The organism is Zooshikella ganghwensis, from assembly GCF_018263875.1.
In the GTDB taxonomy this organism is placed as follows: Bacteria; Pseudomonadota; Gammaproteobacteria; order Pseudomonadales; family Zooshikellaceae; genus Zooshikella; species Zooshikella ganghwensis.
On sequence record NZ_JAEVHG010000015.1, the window covers coordinates 66,699 to 87,603 of the forward strand.

18 protein-coding genes are annotated in these 20,905 nt (G+C 40.2%); 3 read left to right on the plus strand and 15 right to left on the minus strand.

Annotated elements, in window-relative coordinates:
* The first annotated feature begins 141 nt into the window (after positions 1–141).
* Positions 142–1,947: a M4 family metallopeptidase gene (locus KHS79_RS18550; protein WP_212720979.1), complete on the plus strand. Its 1,806-nt coding sequence runs from the start codon at positions 142–144 to the stop codon at positions 1,945–1,947.
* Between the two features lie 90 nt (positions 1,948–2,037).
* Here KHS79_RS18550 and KHS79_RS18555 read toward each other — a convergent pair whose 3' ends face one another.
* Complete coding sequence (locus tag KHS79_RS18555) at positions 2,038–2,331, minus strand: hypothetical protein (RefSeq protein ID WP_212720981.1); 294 nt, start codon at positions 2,329–2,331, stop codon at positions 2,038–2,040.
* A gap of 305 nt (positions 2,332–2,636) precedes the next feature.
* Positions 2,637–3,347 carry a hypothetical protein gene (locus KHS79_RS18560; protein WP_212720983.1) on the minus strand — a complete coding sequence of 237 codons (711 nt, stop codon included), beginning with the start codon at positions 3,345–3,347 and terminating at the stop codon, positions 2,637–2,639.
* A gap of 349 nt (positions 3,348–3,696) precedes the next feature.
* Between KHS79_RS18560 and KHS79_RS18565 the strand changes: the two genes are divergently transcribed.
* Positions 3,697–5,094, plus strand: coding sequence for a DedA family protein (locus KHS79_RS18565; RefSeq protein WP_212720986.1), 1,398 nt, complete (start codon positions 3,697–3,699; stop codon positions 5,092–5,094).
* 50 nt (positions 5,095–5,144) lie between these two features.
* Here the strand turns inward: KHS79_RS18565 and KHS79_RS18570 are convergent, their stop codons facing one another.
* Positions 5,145–5,726 (minus strand): LON peptidase substrate-binding domain-containing protein, encoded by a 582-nt coding sequence (locus KHS79_RS18570; RefSeq protein WP_084611252.1) that lies wholly within the window; start codon positions 5,724–5,726, stop codon positions 5,145–5,147.
* Positions 5,727–5,904: 178 nt separating this feature from the next.
* Between KHS79_RS18570 and KHS79_RS18575 the strand changes: the two genes are divergently transcribed.
* Entirely contained in the window at positions 5,905–7,011 is a 1,107-nt protein-coding gene (locus KHS79_RS18575; RefSeq protein WP_165773509.1) for a GNAT family N-acetyltransferase, read from the plus strand.
* Here KHS79_RS18575 and KHS79_RS18580 read toward each other — a convergent pair.
* The 12 genes from KHS79_RS18580 to KHS79_RS18635 all read right to left on the minus strand — a co-directional run bounded on the left by KHS79_RS18580 (position 6,942) and on the right by KHS79_RS18635 (position 20,868).
* Positions 6,942–7,634, minus strand: coding sequence for a GNAT family N-acetyltransferase (locus tag KHS79_RS18580; RefSeq protein ID WP_212720988.1), 693 nt, complete (start codon positions 7,632–7,634; stop codon positions 6,942–6,944). The two genes, KHS79_RS18575 and KHS79_RS18580, sit on opposite strands and share 70 nt — an antisense overlap.
* 3 nt (positions 7,635–7,637) lie before the next feature.
* Positions 7,638–9,605, minus strand: a complete 1,968-nt coding sequence (locus KHS79_RS18585; protein ID WP_212720990.1) for a hypothetical protein — start codon at positions 9,603–9,605, stop codon at positions 7,638–7,640.
* 31 nt (positions 9,606–9,636) lie between these two features.
* The gene (locus KHS79_RS18590; RefSeq protein ID WP_212720992.1) at positions 9,637–10,971 is read right to left on the minus strand and encodes an oligosaccharide flippase family protein; all 1,335 of its coding nucleotides are present in this window, start codon (positions 10,969–10,971) and stop codon (positions 9,637–9,639) included.
* 32 nt (positions 10,972–11,003) lie between these two features.
* Positions 11,004–12,023 carry a polysaccharide deacetylase family protein gene (locus KHS79_RS18595; protein WP_212720995.1) on the minus strand — a complete coding sequence of 340 codons (1,020 nt, stop codon included), beginning with the start codon at positions 12,021–12,023 and terminating at the stop codon, positions 11,004–11,006.
* A 7-nt stretch (positions 12,024–12,030) separates the two neighbouring features.
* The gene (locus tag KHS79_RS18600) at positions 12,031–13,194 is read right to left on the minus strand and encodes a glycosyltransferase (RefSeq protein WP_212720997.1); all 1,164 of its coding nucleotides are present in this window, start codon (positions 13,192–13,194) and stop codon (positions 12,031–12,033) included.
* A complete protein-coding gene (locus KHS79_RS18605) occupies positions 13,188–14,135 on the minus strand; it encodes a glycosyltransferase family 2 protein (RefSeq protein ID WP_212720999.1) in 948 nt (315 codons plus the stop codon). Before KHS79_RS18605 ends, KHS79_RS18600 begins: the two co-directional genes overlap by 7 nt.
* A complete protein-coding gene (locus KHS79_RS18610) occupies positions 14,119–15,513 on the minus strand; it encodes an O-antigen ligase family protein (RefSeq protein WP_212721001.1) in 1,395 nt (464 codons plus the stop codon). The genes KHS79_RS18605 and KHS79_RS18610 overlap by 17 nt, the downstream gene beginning before the upstream one ends.
* 21 nt (positions 15,514–15,534) lie before the next feature.
* Positions 15,535–16,677 carry a glycosyltransferase family 4 protein gene (locus KHS79_RS18615; RefSeq protein ID WP_212721003.1) on the minus strand — a complete coding sequence of 381 codons (1,143 nt, stop codon included), beginning with the start codon at positions 16,675–16,677 and terminating at the stop codon, positions 15,535–15,537.
* Positions 16,678–16,682: 5 nt separating this feature from the next.
* Positions 16,683–18,311 (minus strand): GumC family protein, encoded by a 1,629-nt coding sequence (locus tag KHS79_RS18620; RefSeq protein ID WP_212721005.1) that lies wholly within the window; start codon positions 18,309–18,311, stop codon positions 16,683–16,685.
* Positions 18,311–19,252: a polysaccharide biosynthesis/export family protein gene (locus KHS79_RS18625; RefSeq protein WP_212721007.1), complete on the minus strand. Its 942-nt coding sequence runs from the start codon at positions 19,250–19,252 to the stop codon at positions 18,311–18,313. Before KHS79_RS18625 ends, KHS79_RS18620 begins: the two co-directional genes overlap by 1 nt.
* Before the next feature lie 118 nt (positions 19,253–19,370).
* Positions 19,371–20,000, minus strand: coding sequence for a P-loop NTPase family protein (locus KHS79_RS18630; RefSeq protein WP_133296160.1), 630 nt, complete (start codon positions 19,998–20,000; stop codon positions 19,371–19,373).
* A gap of 64 nt (positions 20,001–20,064) precedes the next feature.
* Positions 20,065–20,868 carry a sugar transferase gene (locus KHS79_RS18635; RefSeq protein WP_027708643.1) on the minus strand — a complete coding sequence of 268 codons (804 nt, stop codon included), beginning with the start codon at positions 20,866–20,868 and terminating at the stop codon, positions 20,065–20,067.
* Between the last annotated feature and the right edge of the window lie 37 nt (positions 20,869–20,905).

The window sequence follows — 20,905 nt, forward strand, 5'->3', positions numbered from 1 at the left end:
ATTGAAGCCGAGAAGTTTTTATGGAAATGAGTGGCCTAGTGGATATTCTCAAACCACAGGTCTTATAAAATCTATCACAAACAAAATATTGCCCTAGTACCAATTAGTAGGGATAACACCATCATAAAACAGGGATAGAAGATGAAAAGAACTTATTTAAAGCCGCTGGCATTTGTTATTTCTAATATCGTTGCAATGAGTTCTCTCTCCGTATTAGCCGCAGACCTTGTACAAGTTGATGCAGATAGCCTTAACCTGAATACTGCAAACACACTTTCCAGCCTTTCTTCCACAAACTCTGGATCACAGTTTAAAGTCGTAAAATCCATACAACTTCCTAATGGAGAAATAATACAAAAGCTGGTTCAGCATTATAATAATGTTCCTATTTGGGGCGTATCTGTCAGTGCTAACCGTTCAACTATGGGTATATACAGCAACACTTCAGGCACAATGTTAAATAATATTGCAGCCGATATTGTGAATACCACGCCCTTATTGTCAAAAACAGATGCCATTGAGTACGCTAAACAGTCTTCACTTATCGCCAATGATACGCGGAACGAGCAAGCCAAACTTTTTATTAAGCAAGATCAAGAAGGTAAAGCCAGACTGGTTTACTTAGTGTCTTATGTTATTGATGGTGAAAATGTCAGTCGCCCATTCTTTTTTATTGATGCTGAAAGTGGCGCTATTCTCGACCAATGGGAAGGTATTAACCACCGTGATGCAGAAGGACCTGGAGGCAACCAAAAAACAGGGAAATACTATTATGGTAAGGACTATGGCTCATTGATTGTAAATAACAACTGCCAAATGGATAGTCCCAATGTTAAAACAATCGACTTAAATCACCAGTATAGTGGTGGTAAAGTTCACCAATTTACCTGCCCCGAAAATACCCATAAAGAAATCAATGGAGCCTACTCTCCCTTAAATGATGCGCACTATTTTGGTAATGTTGTCTTTGATATGTTTAAAGACTGGTATAATACTGCACCACTAACTTTCAAACTAACCATGCGTGTTCATTACGGCAATAACTATGAAAACGCGTTTTGGGATGGTCAGCAAATGACGTTCGGTGACGGACGCAATACATTTTACCCACTGGTTAGCTTAGATGTTGTCGCTCATGAAGTCAGTCATGGTTTCACTGAGCAAAACTCCGGTTTGGTTTATCGTAACCAGCCTGGCGGTATTAACGAGTCATTTTCTGATATTGCCGGTGAAGCAGCAGAATTCTTTATGAAGGGTAGTAATGACTGGTTAGTGGGCCAAGATATTTTCAAAAGCTCAGGTGCTCTCCGCTATTTTGAAAAGCCCTCAAAAGATGGTCGCTCAATAGATCATGCCAGTGACTACTATAGTGGTCTCGACGTCCACTATAGCTCAGGTGTGTTTAATCGCGCTTTTTACTTACTCGCTAACACAAATGGTTGGGGTACAAAGAAAGCATTTGATGTCTTTGTGCTTGCTAACCAAACAAAGTGGAATGCCAACTCAGACTACAATGATGCCGCCTGTGGTGTTAGAAAAGCAGCCCAAGACTTAAAGTATAGTGAACAGGATGTAGTAACTGCATTCAGCACAGTAGGCGTGACTGCCTGTGATACCGGACCTGGGCCAGGGCCAGGCGATGGTGAACTTGAAAATGGCAAGCCTGTAAGTAGTCTTTCCGACTCACAGGGTAAGGAAAAACACTATTTCATTAAAGTACCAAGTGGTGCTGGTCCCTTAAATGTTGTTATAAGTGGTGGATCTGGAGATGCAGACTTGTATGTTAACTTTGGTTCGAAGCCAACAACATCTAAGTTTGAATGCCGTCCCTATCGCTATGGCAATAATGAAACTTGTACTGTAAATGCACCTAAAGAAGGAAAATACTATATTATGCTCAGAGGCTACACTAACTACTCCGGTGTAACGTTAAAAGCCTCTTATTAATGCTATAAATATATAGTCACAACAAAAAAAGGGTATGCAAAGTTTTTGCATACCCTTTTTACATCGACCTTCTTCACACTGAATACAATATTACTCTGACTTTTGAAAAAGCTGAGCCATAAACAAAATCCGGTCTCTAGGGGAAATTGTTCGCATAGCACGTATACACTCGATTTCGTACTCATTTAAAGGTGCGCCATCCAAAGAACTGATATATCTTACTTCTCTTTTGTTCTCTTCAGGTTGACTGGACTCTTCACCCTCTAGGTAAAATTCAAACTTCTCAGCTGTTTTATTATTTCGATTTTCAATGGAGGGCTTTACCACATTCGTTGTTGCTATGACTTGTTCTTTTTCATTGGTATCAGCAGAAGATATTAGCATGGTACATCTCATTCTTTGCTAAAGGTAAACAGTGAGAGTATAAATTATTTGTTGGGGATAATTTTAAGCAGATCTCACTTAAATCCAAACTGTTTATTACTAATAACTGATACTTATCACACTAAAAATTAGAGAATTATCTAACTTATACAAAAGCAACACGTTTCGCTGGCCCGTTAGGGTGAGCGCTATGGATAGCGCACATAAAAATGATTCATGAAGGTTATAGATGCCAAACAGGCATCTATGCTCATATCAAAAGGCAGCGTATGTTTAATACTAACTATTCGCTTGAAACAACGATACTAACCATAGTGATACTTAGTATTCCGCTCAGCCTCATCAAGTAAATTATCCCAATAGGCTAAGTGTGCAATCACACTATCATGCATTTCCTCCAGCAAGGACAGTCGATTATCTTCGTTAAGATAGTGTGTAATCAAAGGCTCCATGAGTTTTTCGAAGATATGATATCCGTCACTTTCATAATGCTCTGCATGTTCAGAAGATATACTTAAACCAAATTGCTGCTGAAAATTACTTAGTAACAGTTGATCACGATGTACTGCAGCTAACTCAAGCACAGCTAAAGAGGCAATAGCCTCAGGAAAGGTTCGATTTTCAATAGCAAAGTGCTGCATAAACCAGCGAGAGTAGCGCAACGTCGAAAAACTAATTTCATTATCACTCTCTTGTTTACGCGCTGAAATATTTAAATAACTTAAGCACTGCTCTGCTATGTCACTTTTAGAGCCAAAAATTAAATGCTGAATTTGACTGACTAAGGCCTTTAATGTGGGCTGACTTAATGTATTTTCCTTACATCCACTTTTTGCTATAGCCACAGCATACCAAGTATGTCGTTGATTTGACCAAAATTGAAACTGTGTTAATACATGACTTAATGCTTTTTGGGAAATAGCGCCCCGCTCTAAAATGACAAAAAAACGATTACGTGCGAGTGACTTACGAATAAAGGTTTGATTATTATTAAGAAAATACGTTGTCAGATCCATGACAATTACCTTTTGTATTTGATGCTTGCATCCTGAGCATTTCAATCCCCTTCACAGACTATCTCAATAGATATCGATCCTCTATGCTCACCAATACAGTACATACATACACAGAGATGTATTACTGCAGCTTAAGAAATATGACCTTCTCACGCTTAAATTAACCATATATAGGACTATGGTTGTATAATTATAGCCTTTATAAACAATTTTTAATGAATCATCCTCACGCAAACTACTCTAACGCAACCAAAAGCCTCTCGCAAAATTCTATCTCCTTCGCTATGGGTATATAACAATCAATTTAGGGTAAACTAAGCACCATTTTTCGCCCACGATAGGAAGTGCTATGGATCTATCTTCTGTGCAACCCATTCTAAATTGGCTTAATGAACACCCACAATGGATAGGTATCAGTATTCTGCTGGTGGCATTTATCGAATCATTAGCCATTGTCGGTATTATTGTGCCGGGTGTTGTCCTGCTGTTTGGTATTGCAGTACTCGCAGGAACAGGCGCTTTATCATTGGCTGAAACCTTTGTCTGGGCTGGTGCAGGTGCTATTTTAGGAGATGGTGTTAGTTATTATCTAGGGCGTTACTATCACCAGACAATAAAGAGTATATGGCCTTTTTCAAAATACCCAGCATGGTTTGAAAATGGTGAGCGTTTTTTTAAGCAACATGGTGGTAAGAGTGTCGCGATTGGTCGATTTGTAGGTCCCATCAGACCCGTTATTCCTATGGTTGCTGGAATGCTGGATATGCCTGCAGGTCGTTTTTTGGCCATCAACTGTTGCTCTGCTATGGCCTGGGCTCCAGTCTACACCATACCTGGTTACTTAGTAGGGGCATCAACTCAACTGGCCATAGATGTACCTGGTGGACTGCTCTGGGGGCTTGTGGGATGCTTCGTTAGCGTTGCCATTCTAACCTGGTTACTCAATCAGCTTTGCCAGTGCTATTTACCCAGTCAATCTCGTTATCAGGCACTTACTGAGCGATATAGTCACCGTGCTTGGTGGCGAGTCCTTAAATCACGGCGGCCTCATGTACACTTCGCCTTTCCCATTAACCCCTGCTGGTTATTATTAGTGTCCCTTAGTTGCTGGCTACTGCTATTTATCTTAATCCCTAATAGTACTTGGAGTACGGCTAATCAATGGGTCAGCATAACGCTTCACCCCCTGGAGCATCCTTTATTACAGCCCATATTTAAAGCCATAGGGCTGCTTTCTGAATGGCAGCATATCAGTATTATCTCACTCGTGATGGTTGGCTGGATGTGGCATCAACGCTACCGAGGACATGCCCTTGTGTTATTCGTGAGTGTTGCCGCCGCCAGTGTTTGGCCTTTACTGAAGCATGGTATGCAGCTTTCCCTCACCCAGAGCCATGCTACTGAAATCATTAGCCACCATACATTACTGAGCAGCTTGCTTTATGCCCAAATTGCAACACTTATTGCTTATGAGCGCCCCGCCAAACAGCAATGGTGGATTTTGTATATTGGGTTATTACCCAGCTTACTGGTGACACTAAGTTTAGTCACACTCAACTTAGTCAGCTTTAGTGCTGCCATCTCCGGTTTACTCCTTGGCCTGGTTTTATGTTGCCTCTGTCGAGTGGCAGTCTCTCCTCTTGATCGTAATCCGATTCACAGCACAACCAGCCTCTTTATACTACTGGGTTTATTGTTAATGGTGGGCGGCCTATATATCCATATTCAACTGAATACCGTTATTTAACGGGTATTTACTTTGGCTAAAGGAAAGAATTAGGTGAAGGAATTAAGCTTTTAAGCAGAGTGTTGCATATCATTGAGCAGCCCTTTTAGCTTTTCCAGCCGCTTTAATGGGTTAGATATTTCCAACATGGACTGTTTCTTTTCTTCTGAGAACGGCATGTAGGCAGCCAAATGGTTGCTTACAACCATGGCATCTCCATAGTTCACATCAAGCTCTAAGTCTTGCAATAATGGGTGCTGAACAAGCGCTTTAAGCAAATCAACCAGCCCAAACCACTCATCAGGCACAGAGATATGTGGCTCTTCTGGCAATAATTGGGATTCAGACATTAAAAAGCCTTGTTCACTTTTCCAGTGATCCAAGACAGCAAACTTACCCTCTCCTGTAATGGTAATCCCCAGCAGACCATTTGGTAGCTGAAAAAAGTCGATAATTTTGGCTAGTGTACCGACTTGTTCAATATGCTTTACATCAAACTCACTGCCCTCAGCCACTAAAATAACACCAAACCCTTGGTCATGTTTCATACAATAACTGATCATATCCAAGTAGCGAGGCTCAAAGATCTGCAACTGCATCTTACACTTTGGGAATAACACTGCCCGTAAAGGGAACAGCGGAATATTCACCATAGACAACTCCAAAATGTCTCACGCGATAAACTGCTTTTTAATCGCATACTTTGCCTAAAATTATAGGTGTAGTCATAACATCACCGCCAATACTCAGATAAACGGTTAACTGAATCAGTTATGTCACCAGGCATACTGTCTATACTGAATGGGTTATAATTTAAAAGCACCCTTGTTTATGCAGTTTGCAGTTGAACAACAACGTGACGTAATAGCTCGATTTTTGCAGTCTCCTGCGTATCTTTCTTTGGTGGATCAAACTCCTCGTTCTAACTGTTTTAACTCACCTCAATGGCTAACACCCTGGCTGTATCAAAGAGATATGCAACCGATACTGGTTACGGCTAAGGCCGAGAACGAGCTATTAGGCTGCTTAGTGCTGGCCCTCCACTCTCTTCATCGTTGGGGAATTTCTTTTAATAGCTTACAGTGGTTAGGATATCCTTATACAGATCGTGTCGTGGTTCCCCACAACAATGCTCTCCCTAATGTTGTTGAAGACATGATCTCTTATGTTGATCAATTAACAAATGTAAATTGGGATCTATTGGAATTAAATGAGCTTGATTTAAATAACCATGAGATTTCAGTCCAACATGCCGCTCAGTTGCCTCATATCAGTATCGAGCCTCGATGCCTAGTGCCTGTTACTGACCTGACCACCTACTCAATACCCAGTAAATTTCGTAGAGAAATCAAACGTCGTAATAAACAATTATCAGCACAGGGAAATTTCCAATACCGGTTACTACAGCCAGATATGGCAGGAATGCAGCTTCTAATAACAGAATATGCCAATATTGAGCAACAAAGTTGGAAGGGGCAACATGGTTTAACCGTTCTTAATAACTCATCACTCAGCCAAGCTATCTGTCAGCTTGCCCATACAGAAAACGTAATCTGTAGTGAGTTACGCTTAAAAGAACAAGTTATTGCTTATCGTTTAGGTTTTATTTTTAATCACCGTTACTTTGATTACAACATTGCCTATCTTCCAGAGTTTGGGCGCTTCGCCCCTGGTCGCAGCACATTGTATTATCTTATAGAACATGGCTCATCACTGGGGATTCAACTTGTCGACGCATCCCGGGTCGGTATGGAATCCCAGCATTTATTGTTTGAAAGCCATTCTCACCTACAACAGCATTCACGTTTGCGGCTTTATAATCAAACCACAGCAGGTCAATGGCTAAAATGGTGGGAAACTGGAAAGTCTTACTGGGGTTTAATTAAACGTTTTCGCCGATATCGGTCAGCAAGTGCTTTAAATTTTGGTTCGTTATAACGCTCGTGTTTTACCCAATAATAACGCCCCAAGTAACGGTGCACCCTGGTCATTTTTCCACACTCATCAAACCCAACATGAAAATGTAGTTTTAATGACGGCACGTTAATACTATCGATAGTGCAAATAGAATAGTGATAACCCTGTAGCTGCATATTGTGCCAAGCATAAAGCTGAACGTCTAAAGCAATTCCACTACCACGTAAAGGTTGAGCGACTTCTCCAGCAAATTGATAAAATTCTTGCTCCTCTACAATAAACTCACAGTGATATTGATCATGGTCGAAATAACTTTTAGGGCTTACCCAAAAAATAGCCACAACATCATTGTCAACTATACCAATTGTGCCAAGTAAACCTTGTTGAAGTAACCTTTGATAAACTGGAATATGTTGTTCAAAATATCGTTTACAGTGCGGTAAATCGGTGTCTGTTAAAAATTTTATTTGCCAACGGTTGCGTCCTGTTGCCGAGGGAAGAGATTGTGTTAAATCAAGACGCAACCAGACCAGTTCTACCGATTGCCAAACCCATTTATGATAAATACGACGAATAAATCCTAATAAACCGAGCGCTTGCCAATTTTGCTTAATTTTTTTCAACCAATTAATGTCTTTACTCATAACTTACTGACGGATTTCTATGGCAAAAATACTTTTATTTGGAATCGTCCAGTTAAAATGTAGTTTCTTTCCTGCTTTATGCGGCTTCTGAGAAACTTGAGGTTGTAAGTCACTGGCTAAAACTGTTTTAGATACTGATAGGCTTTGCTTTTGCCAAAGTTTCGGTAAATCAATTCTCATATCCACTCTTTGTTGACGATCACCTTTATTGACGCCGAGAATGTGGATAACTTTCTCTGTCGTCGATGCCACCACATCAACCTCAAATAAGCTTGTCTTCGTAGTTAAAACCGCTCCTTGCAAATGAGCTTGTATAAATTTCATAGCGTGCCCAACAGGCTTCAAATGCCAATTTCCTGCCGCATCCTTTCGCATAAGTCCTTTTCGATAAGGTCCATCATCTGCCGTTTTGAACCAGTTTATCATGGTTAAGTCACCACTTTGTGCCACGTTAGCTACAACGGAGGCCCACCATAATGCTGCAAAAAAAGTATCTTGCTCATACACGCTAAGATGCAAACCGCTGGAAATATTAGTTTGATCAATCAACAAGTGTTTTTGTAAAGTTCCTTTAGCATTACGCCCCACTAACGAAGCAGCCGCCGCCACCGCTTGTTGATAACTTCGTGTCGCCCGTAAATCTCTAACCAGCCATCGATGCCAAGTCAACGCATGTATATCATCTCCTAATAGTGGTAATAACTGTTTTGCCCAGTTAATGCCTCTTCGTGAGCTGGCTTGGTTGCGGCTTGGTCCATTTAGCCAGCCTGCACTGGCGGGAATCGCAATGTTAATCTTTTCACGCACATTTGCGGGTAGTTGTTTTAAACCATGAATCACTTGTTGTGCATAATTAGCAAAAGCGGTGAAAGAAGGATAATTAAGATTAGGCTCATCAGCTAATACTAGATAATGTAAACCTGATTGGGTATATTGCTGCCAACTAGGTAAATAAGAACGCAGCACTTCAGTAATCTGTTTACTATCCATCAGTACCGCTCGACGGCCTGTTTCCGCAAGCAGTGTCAGATCACTGGTAATACCCTGTTGAAAATAAGTACGCCGGAAAGACTGGTCTGCTAATGGCTTTGTTTTTAATACATCAATATATGTGTAATAAGTTGCTGACTTAACCTGCATTTCATTAAGTAATGACAAAGCCTGAGATGGAGGATCTAAAAATGGTAGCGATGTACCCACCATTGGTACCCGCCCTAACTTCTTTACGCCAACGGTAATTTTACCCTTTCCTGCTAGCTGCTTCGGCACAAATAAGTCTTCGGGCCTTAATGCAAAAATGTTATCCGTCGTGTCGAGCCAAAAAGCCGCTTTACCTTTTCCCTGAAAGGCTAAACGCCAAACCCGGTTTTGAGTCGACTGCTCAATTGGTATGAGATTATTCTGCCAGTAGTTTTTTATATCAAACGTTGATAGCTTAAGTTGAACCCCAGCATTTAACTGGTTCACAGGGTTGACCTTAAAGGCTGTTACCCCACCATGATATTTCCCCCCCAAATTGATCGTTTGCTCAGCAGGCACGCTAAAATAAAGTACAGCATTTGCTGGCACTTCAGCTGTAAAATGATGCTTAACCGGTTGATAAACAACTTTGAGGGTTGAAGCATGTTCAAGCCGATAGCGTCGGTAGCTATAGCCCGGCACTTCAAGACGATAATGGCCTTTATCCGGCTTTAATAACCACGTTTTTTTTCCTGAAAACTGACCAGGGTTAATCACCAGTTCATCAATCAGATTACCTTCAGCATCTTGTAAAAATACACGCTCCTCATGAGCAGAGGCTTCCCAGGCTGGTTGCCAACTTAATGTAATTTGGGCCTGCTGTTTATTACTTTCCGTAACCGATGATGTATCAATATACCAAACACCATCGCGTATCCACTGCCATTGCAGTGCATTCACGGCACAAGTAAACCATGCAACCAAAAAACAAATAATTTTTGAATACGTCATCTACATTATTTTTTTAATGAAACCATATATTTTATTTTTTACGCTTTGTTATCCACTCTCTAACCCAACCCACTATTTTCTGCCAATCATCTCGTTGTAACCAGCATACTAAGGTCCAGTGTACAGGATGTGTTTGTCGGTATAATCTAAATAACAAAACTGCAGCCAATAAATAAGCAACCGAAGAGCTTATTGCTGCACCTACTAAGCCTAATCTGGGAATCAATAATAAATTAGCCACTAAATTTACAGCACATGCACAGGCTGCAACAATTGATACAGCACCAGGTCGATTTTTACCTAATAAATCCAGACGAATAATTGAACAAAAGCTCAAACCAATAATACCCGGCAACAGAAAAATCATTGGTTCGTAAGCTGAAGCATAAGCCTGACCAAATAACAAAACAATTAACCAATACCCAAATAACAGCAATGCTATTGCCCCTAACAACATAATACTGTTCGTTAAACGTAATGCTAGCGGTGTTACTGCTTTATTACGTGCAGCATCAGGTCCCATAAAAAAAGAAAGTAAGGGCGTGGTTAATGCTTCAGGCATCACCAACATTAGTTCCGCAGCGGAGGAAGCCATCGCATAATAACCCAAAGGTTCAGCTCCCAGTAACAACCCCACCAGAAGAAAATCCTGCCGAAGCAGTAAGAATCGAAATACCCCTTCAAAGTGACCCCGCGCACCATAACCAATTAATTTACGATGGGCTTGCTTATTAAGTAGTGGCCAATGACCTGGTGCATGTTTTTTTAATATTATAATGATTAGTAAAATCAATAATACCCAAGTTGTTAATCCAGAAACCACTGCAGCATTGAATGCTGTTATTGGTAGTAACCACCAGGCTATTAGAAAAATAATAAGCGGAATTAGTGATTCAAGAATGCGTAATTTATTTAAACTAGTAACTTTATTAAGGGCATTCAGTACTTTGTATAGCCCATCGACCCATAGGAATAATATGACTAATGTCACCATAACAAATGTGTAATCTTGCAGTACAGTTCTCTCCCCCTGCCAAAAGTTGACAGCCTCCAAGATAATCATTACCAATGAGGCAAACAGCGCACCAAATAGAATGGAAAATGTGGTCAAACACCCTAACATCGCTTTTAAAGGTAGTGAGCGATGCGAAACATGGTAGGCAAGAGCTGTACTGTACCCACAGTTACCAGCAGCAAAAATAATTTCAACAAGACTGTTCAGTAAAGCAAAAATACCTCGATCAAATGGTCCAAGAATGCGTGCAATCAATGCCACCCGTAATACGCGAACAACAATAGACACGACTTTAGCAACAAAGCTTTGACTGATTTCATCTAATAATTGTTTCCGTGTCCGTTGCGTCATTCAACTAACCATTCTCATTAGTGGAGCCATGCTTAGTTACGCAATACTAGCTTCAATAAGCGATAACCAAGTATTTCAGGCCTAGCAGCCATGGTATAGTGCAGATTAATGCGGGGTAAAAAATAAGAGTCTGTTGTTTGAGAAACCCAGCCTGGCTTCGTTGTGACAGCCCCATGATATCCACATTTATTTAGTATAGGCTGGAGTTGCTGACAAACATGCCCATAGGGATAACAAAAGTAGCGACTCACTAGGTGGGTATGTTTTTTTATTGTCACTAAAGATTCATTAAGTTGATTGATTTGCTGATCAGTTGTCAGGGCAGGAAAGCTCACATGGTTTAACCCATGACTTCCCATAACAACGCCTTCTTTTGACAACGCCTCTACCTGTGACCAGCTTAATGTATGGCGGTGATTTGGTAACTGTGCAGCAATTGCATTGGCTAGTTCTATTAATTGCTCAGGAGACAAGTCGTTTGGTAATTGAGAGATACGTTTAGTCCAGGGCAACAGGTTTAGTTTATCTAAACGCGCAACATTCATTCCTTGACTTATTAACCACTGACTTAACCATTGTTGTGCGTGACTTTCATCATGATTAGCTAAATCGAAAATAGCCTGCCACCAAAAAAGTTGCTGCGTATTGACTAAGCCAGTGGTTAAGAACAGTGTTAAAGGAATATTCCGGGCTTTTAAGGGTGGCCAAGCATAATCAGCGGTATCCCACCAACCATCATCAAAAGTCATTACAGCAAGCTGCTTTTTATATTTTAAAAAACCAGCCCCTGAGACGGATCTTGCATTCAGTGAAGCTTGCAGTTCATCCAGTGCTATAAATTCAAATACGTCTTGCATGGTATCCAGCCACTTAGGCCAAAATTCGGCGGCTATGACAGTACCAGGATCATAATATCCCTGTAATTGACTGAGTGGTAAAACACGATGCCCCGTAAAAATCAATGCACCTCTAAATGGCACAGTAAGCATCCGTAAGGGTGTATGTAATGCTAAATAACCCAGGCCTTGCTTTATTTGTTGTTTAACTATCATTTCCAATTTACTTCAATTGTCGCCCCGTATCAGGTGTCCATTGCAAAACACGGTGACCACAAAGGAATAAAATAAATGCCCAACTCATCGCTACTAACTGCTGAAGAAAAAATGCGATGAATAGACAAGGTTTTGGCCAATGATATCCTGGCAATACAAGCACTAACCCCATCAACAGATAAGCAATAAGCTGAGCAATAAACAGCATCTTAAACAACACACCATACGACAATAACATTACATTCAAGGGTAGCAATAAAAGAATCAATAATGGTACGGCTCGACGCAAAATTTTATGACTGAAAAAAGCCCAGGCAAGTTTTGGTTGTTGAGTACTGAGTAGTGATTTTCTGGTCCACATGCTTTGCAGCCCACGCAATGTAATTCGTACCCGTCGTTGAAACTGTTGTCGGGGCTTTGAAGTGCTATGGTCTTCAACGACAGCTTGTGGCACCCAAGCTAACTGATAGCCTGCAATTAATGCTGCACTACTTATAAAAAAGTCATCGGTTACCCCAGCAGGCACTGGCTGCCAAAGTGCCTTGCGAATAACGAGTAATGCGCCATCCAGATTAATGAGACAACCAGCTTTATCTTCTTGTAGTCTGAGCCAGCCTTCAAAAAGTCGGTAATAACGATCCCCCCAACTTGTCCCTTGTTGATGAATAGCAGGAAACTCCAATTTACCACCTGCAGCCCCAACCTTTTCATTGAGAAATACCATTAATAATGCCTGGAGTGTACCTGGCTGCCAAAGATTATCTGCATCAGTTAACACCAACAACTCTCCTGTCGATGCTTCAACTGCCGTATTGAGTGTTGCCGCTTTGCCGCTTCGACTAAGTTCTATGCGCTTAATCCTTGGATCATTCATACACTTAATAACTTTAGCGGTATCATCCGTTGACCCATCGTCTGCAATAATAATCTCAACAATATGTTCAGCTGCACTTTGAGTAAGAATACTTTGTAATTTGGCAACTAAGTACTGGGCTTCGTTATGTGCAGGAATAATCACAGAAACACGCCCCACAACATTAGAGTCAAACTCACGATCTACTTTAGTACCAGTATTTTTTACGAAACTTGCAATAAACCATACACAAAGTGGGTAACCTACATAGGTATAGGCAATCAACAAAACGATTAGCCAAAATAGCAGCATTAACATGAATTCTTGGGCCTACGCCAAAACCAGACAACAGCAACCCCTGCAACCAAAAAACGAAGGGTATAAAGCACAGTCAACTGCATAATTAATACAAAAGATAAATACACACTTGGTAATCGCAAACTTAAAAGTAGACCTGGTATGAATAACAGCAGCAAACAAATTATTAGCCAGCTATGCCACAGAGAACTAAGCAATACAACAATTAAAAATAGCCAATGTAACAGTGCTATTAGTGGAAAACGGACAAGCCGCCATGGCCAACCATATTTATAAATTAAGTCACTGTGACTACTTTGCCGCCAATATTCCTTCCTTAACCAACTATAAAAACTACGCTCATAGCCCCAGTGCAGCAGTTTTGGGTGTGGTATTGAAAGTGCACTTGCCCCTTGTGCTCGTAAACGACGAATAAGGTCTTTGTCTTCACCGGTAATCAATGTACTATCAAAGCCATCCACTTGCTCAAAAGCCTCACGGGATACAATTAAATTGCGTCCTGGCAGGGTATCGACCGATGTTACTTGCCCCCGCCGCGTTAACACTCGAAGTGCCCATGCCCTTGCATACCAAGGAGCACTGTCTGGAGCGATATCCACAAAAGCAAAAACCTGTGCAAATCCTTCTTCTATAACACCATCAACATATTTAAACCAGTCAACTGGAACCTCGATATCCGCATCAACAAAAACTAACCACTCCCCTTTCGCATCTTCAGCACCTTCATTTCGCAGCTGACCGATAGCGAGTTGTTTTTTTTCCAGAACCGTCACTCCCTGTTGCTGAACCAGTTGTACACTGTTATCCGTTGAGCCATTATCAACGACCGTTAATTGACACTCTTTTCTATTTTGAATAGCACTGAGCATTGCACTTAAACAGCGTTGAATATGCTCAGCTTCATTAAACATAGGCATGATAATGCTATAACGATGCTTCATGGCGGCTCTCTTCTGTCAAAGCCCTGCTTTGTTTTTCACAATAACGACGAACAACTTCTACAATTGCAAGCATGCACCAAAAATACTTATGATTAGGTGCACTCAAAAATAGTAAAAAAATACAGAGCGTTAAAAAAGCAAGCCCTAAATGAGTCACACTTGATGCCAACGAGAATCGCTGCTTCTGTAATGCGATCGTTCTAACTTGCCAATACCCCAATAATCCTCGCCAAGCCAGCCAACAAAAAAGTAAACTCACCACTAGCCCACTTTCCACGGCAAGCTCCAAATAAGTGTTATGAGCGCGTCGAAATAATTCAGGCTCACGACGACTTAGCGAAAATGCGCTTGCATATCCAGAATAAGCATAGCTCACCGGGAAAGAACCTGGTCCTGAACCAACCCAAGGGTTTTCTTTAATCGACTGCCAACCAACCACTAAATAAGACGCACGCCGTCCTAATGAACGATCATCAAATGACTTGATCCCTTTTTGTAACGACAGTAGTGAAAACAGCCGCTGTTTATAATCTTCAGGTATTGAGAAATGTAAAACAGGCATGGCAACTGCTAATGAAAGTAATACCCAACCTAAATGCCGCGCTCGAATCATGTGCAAATAGTCACGATAATGCCATATCGCAAAGCCTATCACGATCAATAAAACCAATGCGCCTGAACGCGAGTAGGTTTTCATAAAGGTCATCAGTAAAATAACTAAAACCCCCGCCCAGAACAGACTTATCAACCAGTTACGCTGATGAAGAATTAAATACCCTGCCATCGCAATGGCTACACTGACTAGCAAAGCAAAATAGTTAGGGTCTTTTAGTAGTCCCGTAGCCCGATTATTATCACTTGAGTAAGATTGGTACAAAGCAATCAAAGCCGTCATAGCCACCGCAAGCACCAATGTCGACATGATATGCTTAAAACGAAGATCTTCTGCTAAAACAAGCGTTAATATAAAAATAGCTACTGCCGTTAACATCTGGCGAAGGCTGTTTATGGATAATTCAAAGTAATTAGAGTGCAAGACGCTAATCACATAAAACAGTAAAAATAATGTCAATGGCCTCCATAATGTCGAGCCCAAACGTGCTATTGGTAATTGCCTGAGTATTAATTGACAAGCTACAATCACTAGTAATGCTGCACCGAGTACTTTAGCCCCAGTAAAAAAGCGAGTACCTTCAAAAAGCCCCTCAAAAGGCACCAAAAAAATTAAACCCAATAACCCCCACGCTGGATGCCGGTATAAAACGATTAAACCAATACAACCTAAAGCAATAAAAGGTGCCAACCAGGCATAAGGTGTTAATAACAACGCTACACACGTAATAAAAATAATGCTGCTTAAGCATCTAAACAGCAGCATGAATATCACCTGACACTCTGACTAAATCAATAACTGTCGATAACACGTAAGCACCTTTTCTTTGCTGTGATAATTAAGCCATTCAACCTTAGCCAATGCATTTTTAATTATTTTATTTCGTAATATGTCATCCTGTTGTAAACGATAAACTGTATCTACAAAAAGATTTAGATCATCAGGAGGAACGAGTAACCCCGTTTGTTCATGCTCAATTAAATCCACTAAACCACCAACAGCAAACGCAATTACAGGCACACCAAACGCCATCGCTTCCAATGCACAAAGTGGAGTACCCTCTGTTCTTGAAGTAATTAGTAAAACTTTTATTTGTTGCAGCCAATGTTGAACATCAGACTGATATCCGACCCAGTCAATTTGCGGTTGATGGTTTTGCTCCGTCGATTCCAGCAACATTTGCTGTAATGGGCCATCCCCTATAATCACAGCTTTTACTGGCACAGCCTGTGGATAACGCTGGACAAAAGATTGGCATACGTTCAAAAACAAATCAGGGCCTTTCTCCACACTGAGCCGCCCGATAAAACCAAACATATAAAGATCAGTATGCTTATCAGGGTTTTTATTTGGATTTTTATCCAATTTATTTCTCTTAACATCCACACTGTTGGGAATAATTATAATTTTATTTTTGGGTACACCGCCGAGCTGATAAGTTTTAGCAATCGCTTTCGCAACACACAACACCATATGAACTTTCTTTAAGCGACAACTCAGTATATTTAGCCATTGGTAACAACGCATTTTAACGTTTCGCCGGGTAAATCCATGTTGTACCATAATAATGGGTATGGACAACTTCCAAGCAGTCAATAATGCGACCCACAATTCTTTATAACCATGGCAATTGATCGCAACAAAATTGTGACTTATCAACAACTGTCGACAACTTTTGACCAAAGTTAACAACGATAGCTTTTGCCCCACAGCACCATATACAGAGGTATTCTCTTTTGCCATTTCCTGCTGTAATAAATCAAGCGTTTTATAGTCAGGACATATACACATAATATAATGATGATATTGTGTTAACCAGCTACAATACTGGACTAACACATGCTCAGCACCATAATAACCACTACTGCTTATGATATGCAAAAAGGCCTTTTCAGATGGGGTTTCCCTTGCTTTACATGTTGAAAGCATTATGATTAAAACCTTAACTTTGTTTTTATTTTTTCAACAAACCAGTTTACTCGATTTTTAGTTTGAGATGGCTCCTCATCTTTTGTCATATCATCTAAGGTGGCAAACACTGGAATATTTAAATATTTCTCCACATGGCTCGGCTGTTTAAAGGTATGATCAAAAAACTCTCTTAAATAACCAATAGCCAGCGCTAAAAGAAGCCCTGTTACAGCGCCTATTGGTAGGATTATTTTTAGTTGTGGAAAAGCTGGCTCGGCGGGAATAAACGGTCTACTTAAGATTCTTGCATTAGATAAACGGACATTATCCACAAGCTGCATCATTCGTTTTTCTTCAAACTGCTGACTGTAAGAGAAAAAAGCTTCATTCATTGCTTTTATTTCGGTTTCAACTTGTTCTACACGAGAAGAGACCGTTCTTAAAGCGTCTATACGCTGTTCATACTCCTTAAGGCGTTGCTGTTTAACGGCAATAGTTTCTTCCAAAACAGCTAATTCCATTTGACGCTGTTGTATACGGTTAGTAATTAGTTTCAATAACGATTGACGCTCTCTCATCAAACGTGCTCTTATGCGCTTAACTTTTAAGCTATCAGGCTTAAAGGACATAGAAGCATTGGCATACTCTCCTACCAGCTTGGAAACTTCTTCCAACTGCAGCCTGATTTCTTTATCATCATAAGCCACTGATCCTGCCGTTTCCGTAAATGTGTAAGGAAAAGTATATTCAGTCAACTGATTTGTATTTTGCAAGTACTCTAAATGACGTGCTAAATACTCAACCCAACGCTTTTTTTCAAGCTTTAAATCTAAATAATCATGTAAACTTTCCTGCTCATCATCATAACTTGCGAGCACCTGTATTAATTCCTGCTCAGGATTTGCTGCTTGATATTTCATTAGCAAATCTAACTTCATCTTTTCAAGCTCAGCATATCGTTCTCGATAATGGTCACGTTTTTTTTTGAACAGATCATAAGGTAATTCAGCAGATTGTAATTGATCACGTATTAATAAATAGTTATTCAGTAATTGATCCACTACAATCACACCTTGTTCAGGATTAATCGAAGTATACGTAACATTTATAACATTAGAGCCAGGGACCGGCTCAATTGCTAAATTTTCAATGACCTCTGTAGTAAGCTGATCAACTTCCTGGTGTTGAATATCATCCTGTTCTGAACTGAAAAAATGACTTATTGGTTGGGTAATATACGTCTTTAAGGGCTGTATAACGTAATTGTCAATGGCAACTCCCAGCCAAGAAGCTGGTTCAGCTGACGACAGTGTTAATGTTCCAGCTTGGTATAACTCACTCACAGTAGTTCTAATCAGTCCTGTCGAACGAAGAATATTACTTTCTGTTTCCATATCAATCACTGTCAATGGCACAAACTTATCTGTATCACCCGTTAACACCGTATCCGCATCTGACTGAGACAATTTTTTAGATAAGACTAAAACTTCACCTGTAAGCTCATAGTGGTCATCAACAATAAAAGGGACCAAAATACTAATACCTACAAATGTAATAAAAACTCTAATGATCAATACTTGATTGGCAAAAAAGATACGTAAAAATTCATGTAAATAATTTTCTACTGTTTCTTTTCTAGACTTTTCGACCATTAGTTATCCTTGCTATCAACCCGGTAGCTAAATGAAAAGCCAAAGCCATTAAATAAAATCACATCGCCAAGCATACGGGCAATATCACCGGCCTCTGCCAGTCGTGTTTTGGGAATAAAAACTATATCATCAGGCATTAAATAACTGATAGCCGCTTTACCTGTCCGAATAGACTCACGTATATCATAAACTCTAGCGACCATTTCATTATTTTCTCGTCGCAGAGTTAGCACTGAGCTAAGCTCTGCATCAGAAGATGCACCACCCGCTAGTGCAATTAACGATAAAATTGAAATAGGTTTTTGTATAGGGAATGCGCCAGGCTGACCCACCTCACCAAATACGAAGACTTTACTCGATTGAGTCCGCTTAAGTAACAAATCAACCTGGAGGGCCGTATTTAACTGACCATAACGTTTATTAAGCGCTTTTCTTAACGCACTTACTGTTTTATGTTTAACATCAACATCACCAATAAGTGGAAAAGAGGCTCGATGATCACCACGTACTAGAATTTCACGGCTTAAACCATAGGCAGGGTGGTATAAATTTTGTTTTAGTTCTTTAATGTTTGTTTGATACTTAGGTACAGTGATATAAAACTGAGGCTCAATCAAAATTTCTTTATATAATTCAGCTAATCGACCTTTTAACTGCTCAACGGTAAACCCTACAACTTTAACATCACCCACATAAGGTAACGAAATAAAGCCATCAGGTCTTACCCTATGACTTTCATTAAATTCTGGAGCCGTAATAAATTTTATATCAAGTTGATCATGAGTAGCTATTCGATAAATACCTTTTGAGTTAATATCAAAATGATAAATAATATCAAGCACATCTTCTGGTTGTAACTCATGCTCATCCAAAAGACGTTGATCAGGTATGTGTTCTCCTGTTTTACCAAACAACTCTGCAGGCATTTGATATGACTTCATCGTTGGTTGCAAAAAACAGCCACTTACTACAAATAAACAACCAACCACTATCCATAGCTTGAACAATATAATGCTCGCCCTCAGTGCTAGCAAGTTTTCGATTAGTCGCAACCATCTGTTATAACAAGTCATAGATCCACTTAGGCATGTAGTACTTGCGCTGATTTAGCACTGCACCCAGTACATTTGCCCCTCCTTGTTGTAGCCGATCCACAGCAGCTTGAGCCACCTCCCAGCGTGTTTTCTCAGCCTGTAATACCAGTGTTACACCATCAAACTGGGCGGCCATACTGACTGCTTCTGGACTCGAAAACACTGGTGGGCCATCAAATAAAACATACTTATACTGCTGCGATAACTGGTTAAGTACAGACTTAATGCGCTGACGTTCAAGAGGTTGTTGAAGAGGATAATCACAGCCAAAAGGTAAAAAATCACACTGCAAACCATTTGGTTCATGCCAAATGAGTGGATTAATTTCAGGCATTTCTTTGGTGTAAACCAGATTATAAAATCCTTTTTGAGTTGTCGAGAGTAGTTGACTGGTCAGGCTACTATGACCCCGATGACCATCAATAATTAATACACAACGCGAGATATGCCTGACAATAGCATTAGCAACTGCCACTAAACTGGAAGAGCAACCGGCTTCAGTATGTGCTGCTGTAAAAAAAAGCGAAGCGTGCTCCCGCTCTAATAAAGCACTCGTTAAATTCAAATGGCAGGGAATTGATAACATCTTAATCACACCTATTTCCCTGTTAACAAAATATACCCTTATTTATGGGTATGTGTAGTTTTGATCTGTCAACCTAACTTGCTCCTTTGCCCTCTAATACCCGTATTGGCGTTAAAAATAATATTTTCAGATCAAACCAAAAGCCTTGATTCTCTATATACTGTAAATCAAGTTTAACTCTTTCATCAAAATTTAGCTGGCTTCGACCTCCTATCTGCCATAGCCCTGTTATTCCCGGATACACAGCCAGTCTGACTAAGCCTTGATCAGGATAGTCATGAGCCGAAAACGATGTTGGTCTCGGACCCACTAATCGCATATCCCCTTTGATGACATTGAATAAATTGGGCAGCTCATCAAGACTAAACCGCCTTAACCATTCACCTATAAATGTACGCCGAGGATCTTTATCAATTTTAAAGTCAACGGAGTGTTTCCCATGTTTATTTAAATGATAAAAGTGCTTCTTCAGATCCTCTGCATTTTCAACCATACTTCTAAACTTGATCATTTTAAAACGTCTGCCCTTGTAACCTGTTCTTTCTTGAATAAAAAAAACGGGCCCATAGCTGGTATATTTAATACTAATTGCGATAAAGATTAATAGTGGTGACAGTAATAACAGTAATAGGCTTGCAACTGTCGCACTCCAAATGCGATTACGAAGAGACAACCCCCAAGATGATTTTGGTTCAGCAGCTTCCATTTCTTGAGCATATACCCAACGTGCCGCCGACTCTATTTTGGAACGCAATTCAACATCGCTACGACGATCATCTTGTATTGGTTTATAAAGAACATACCCTCCATATTCACCAGATGACTTAGAAATAAGTTTATTAAGGAGTAAGCGCTCAATTATTCGGTGCAATCTCACATCTATAACTCCCTGATACTACGAGTTGCTTTACTTC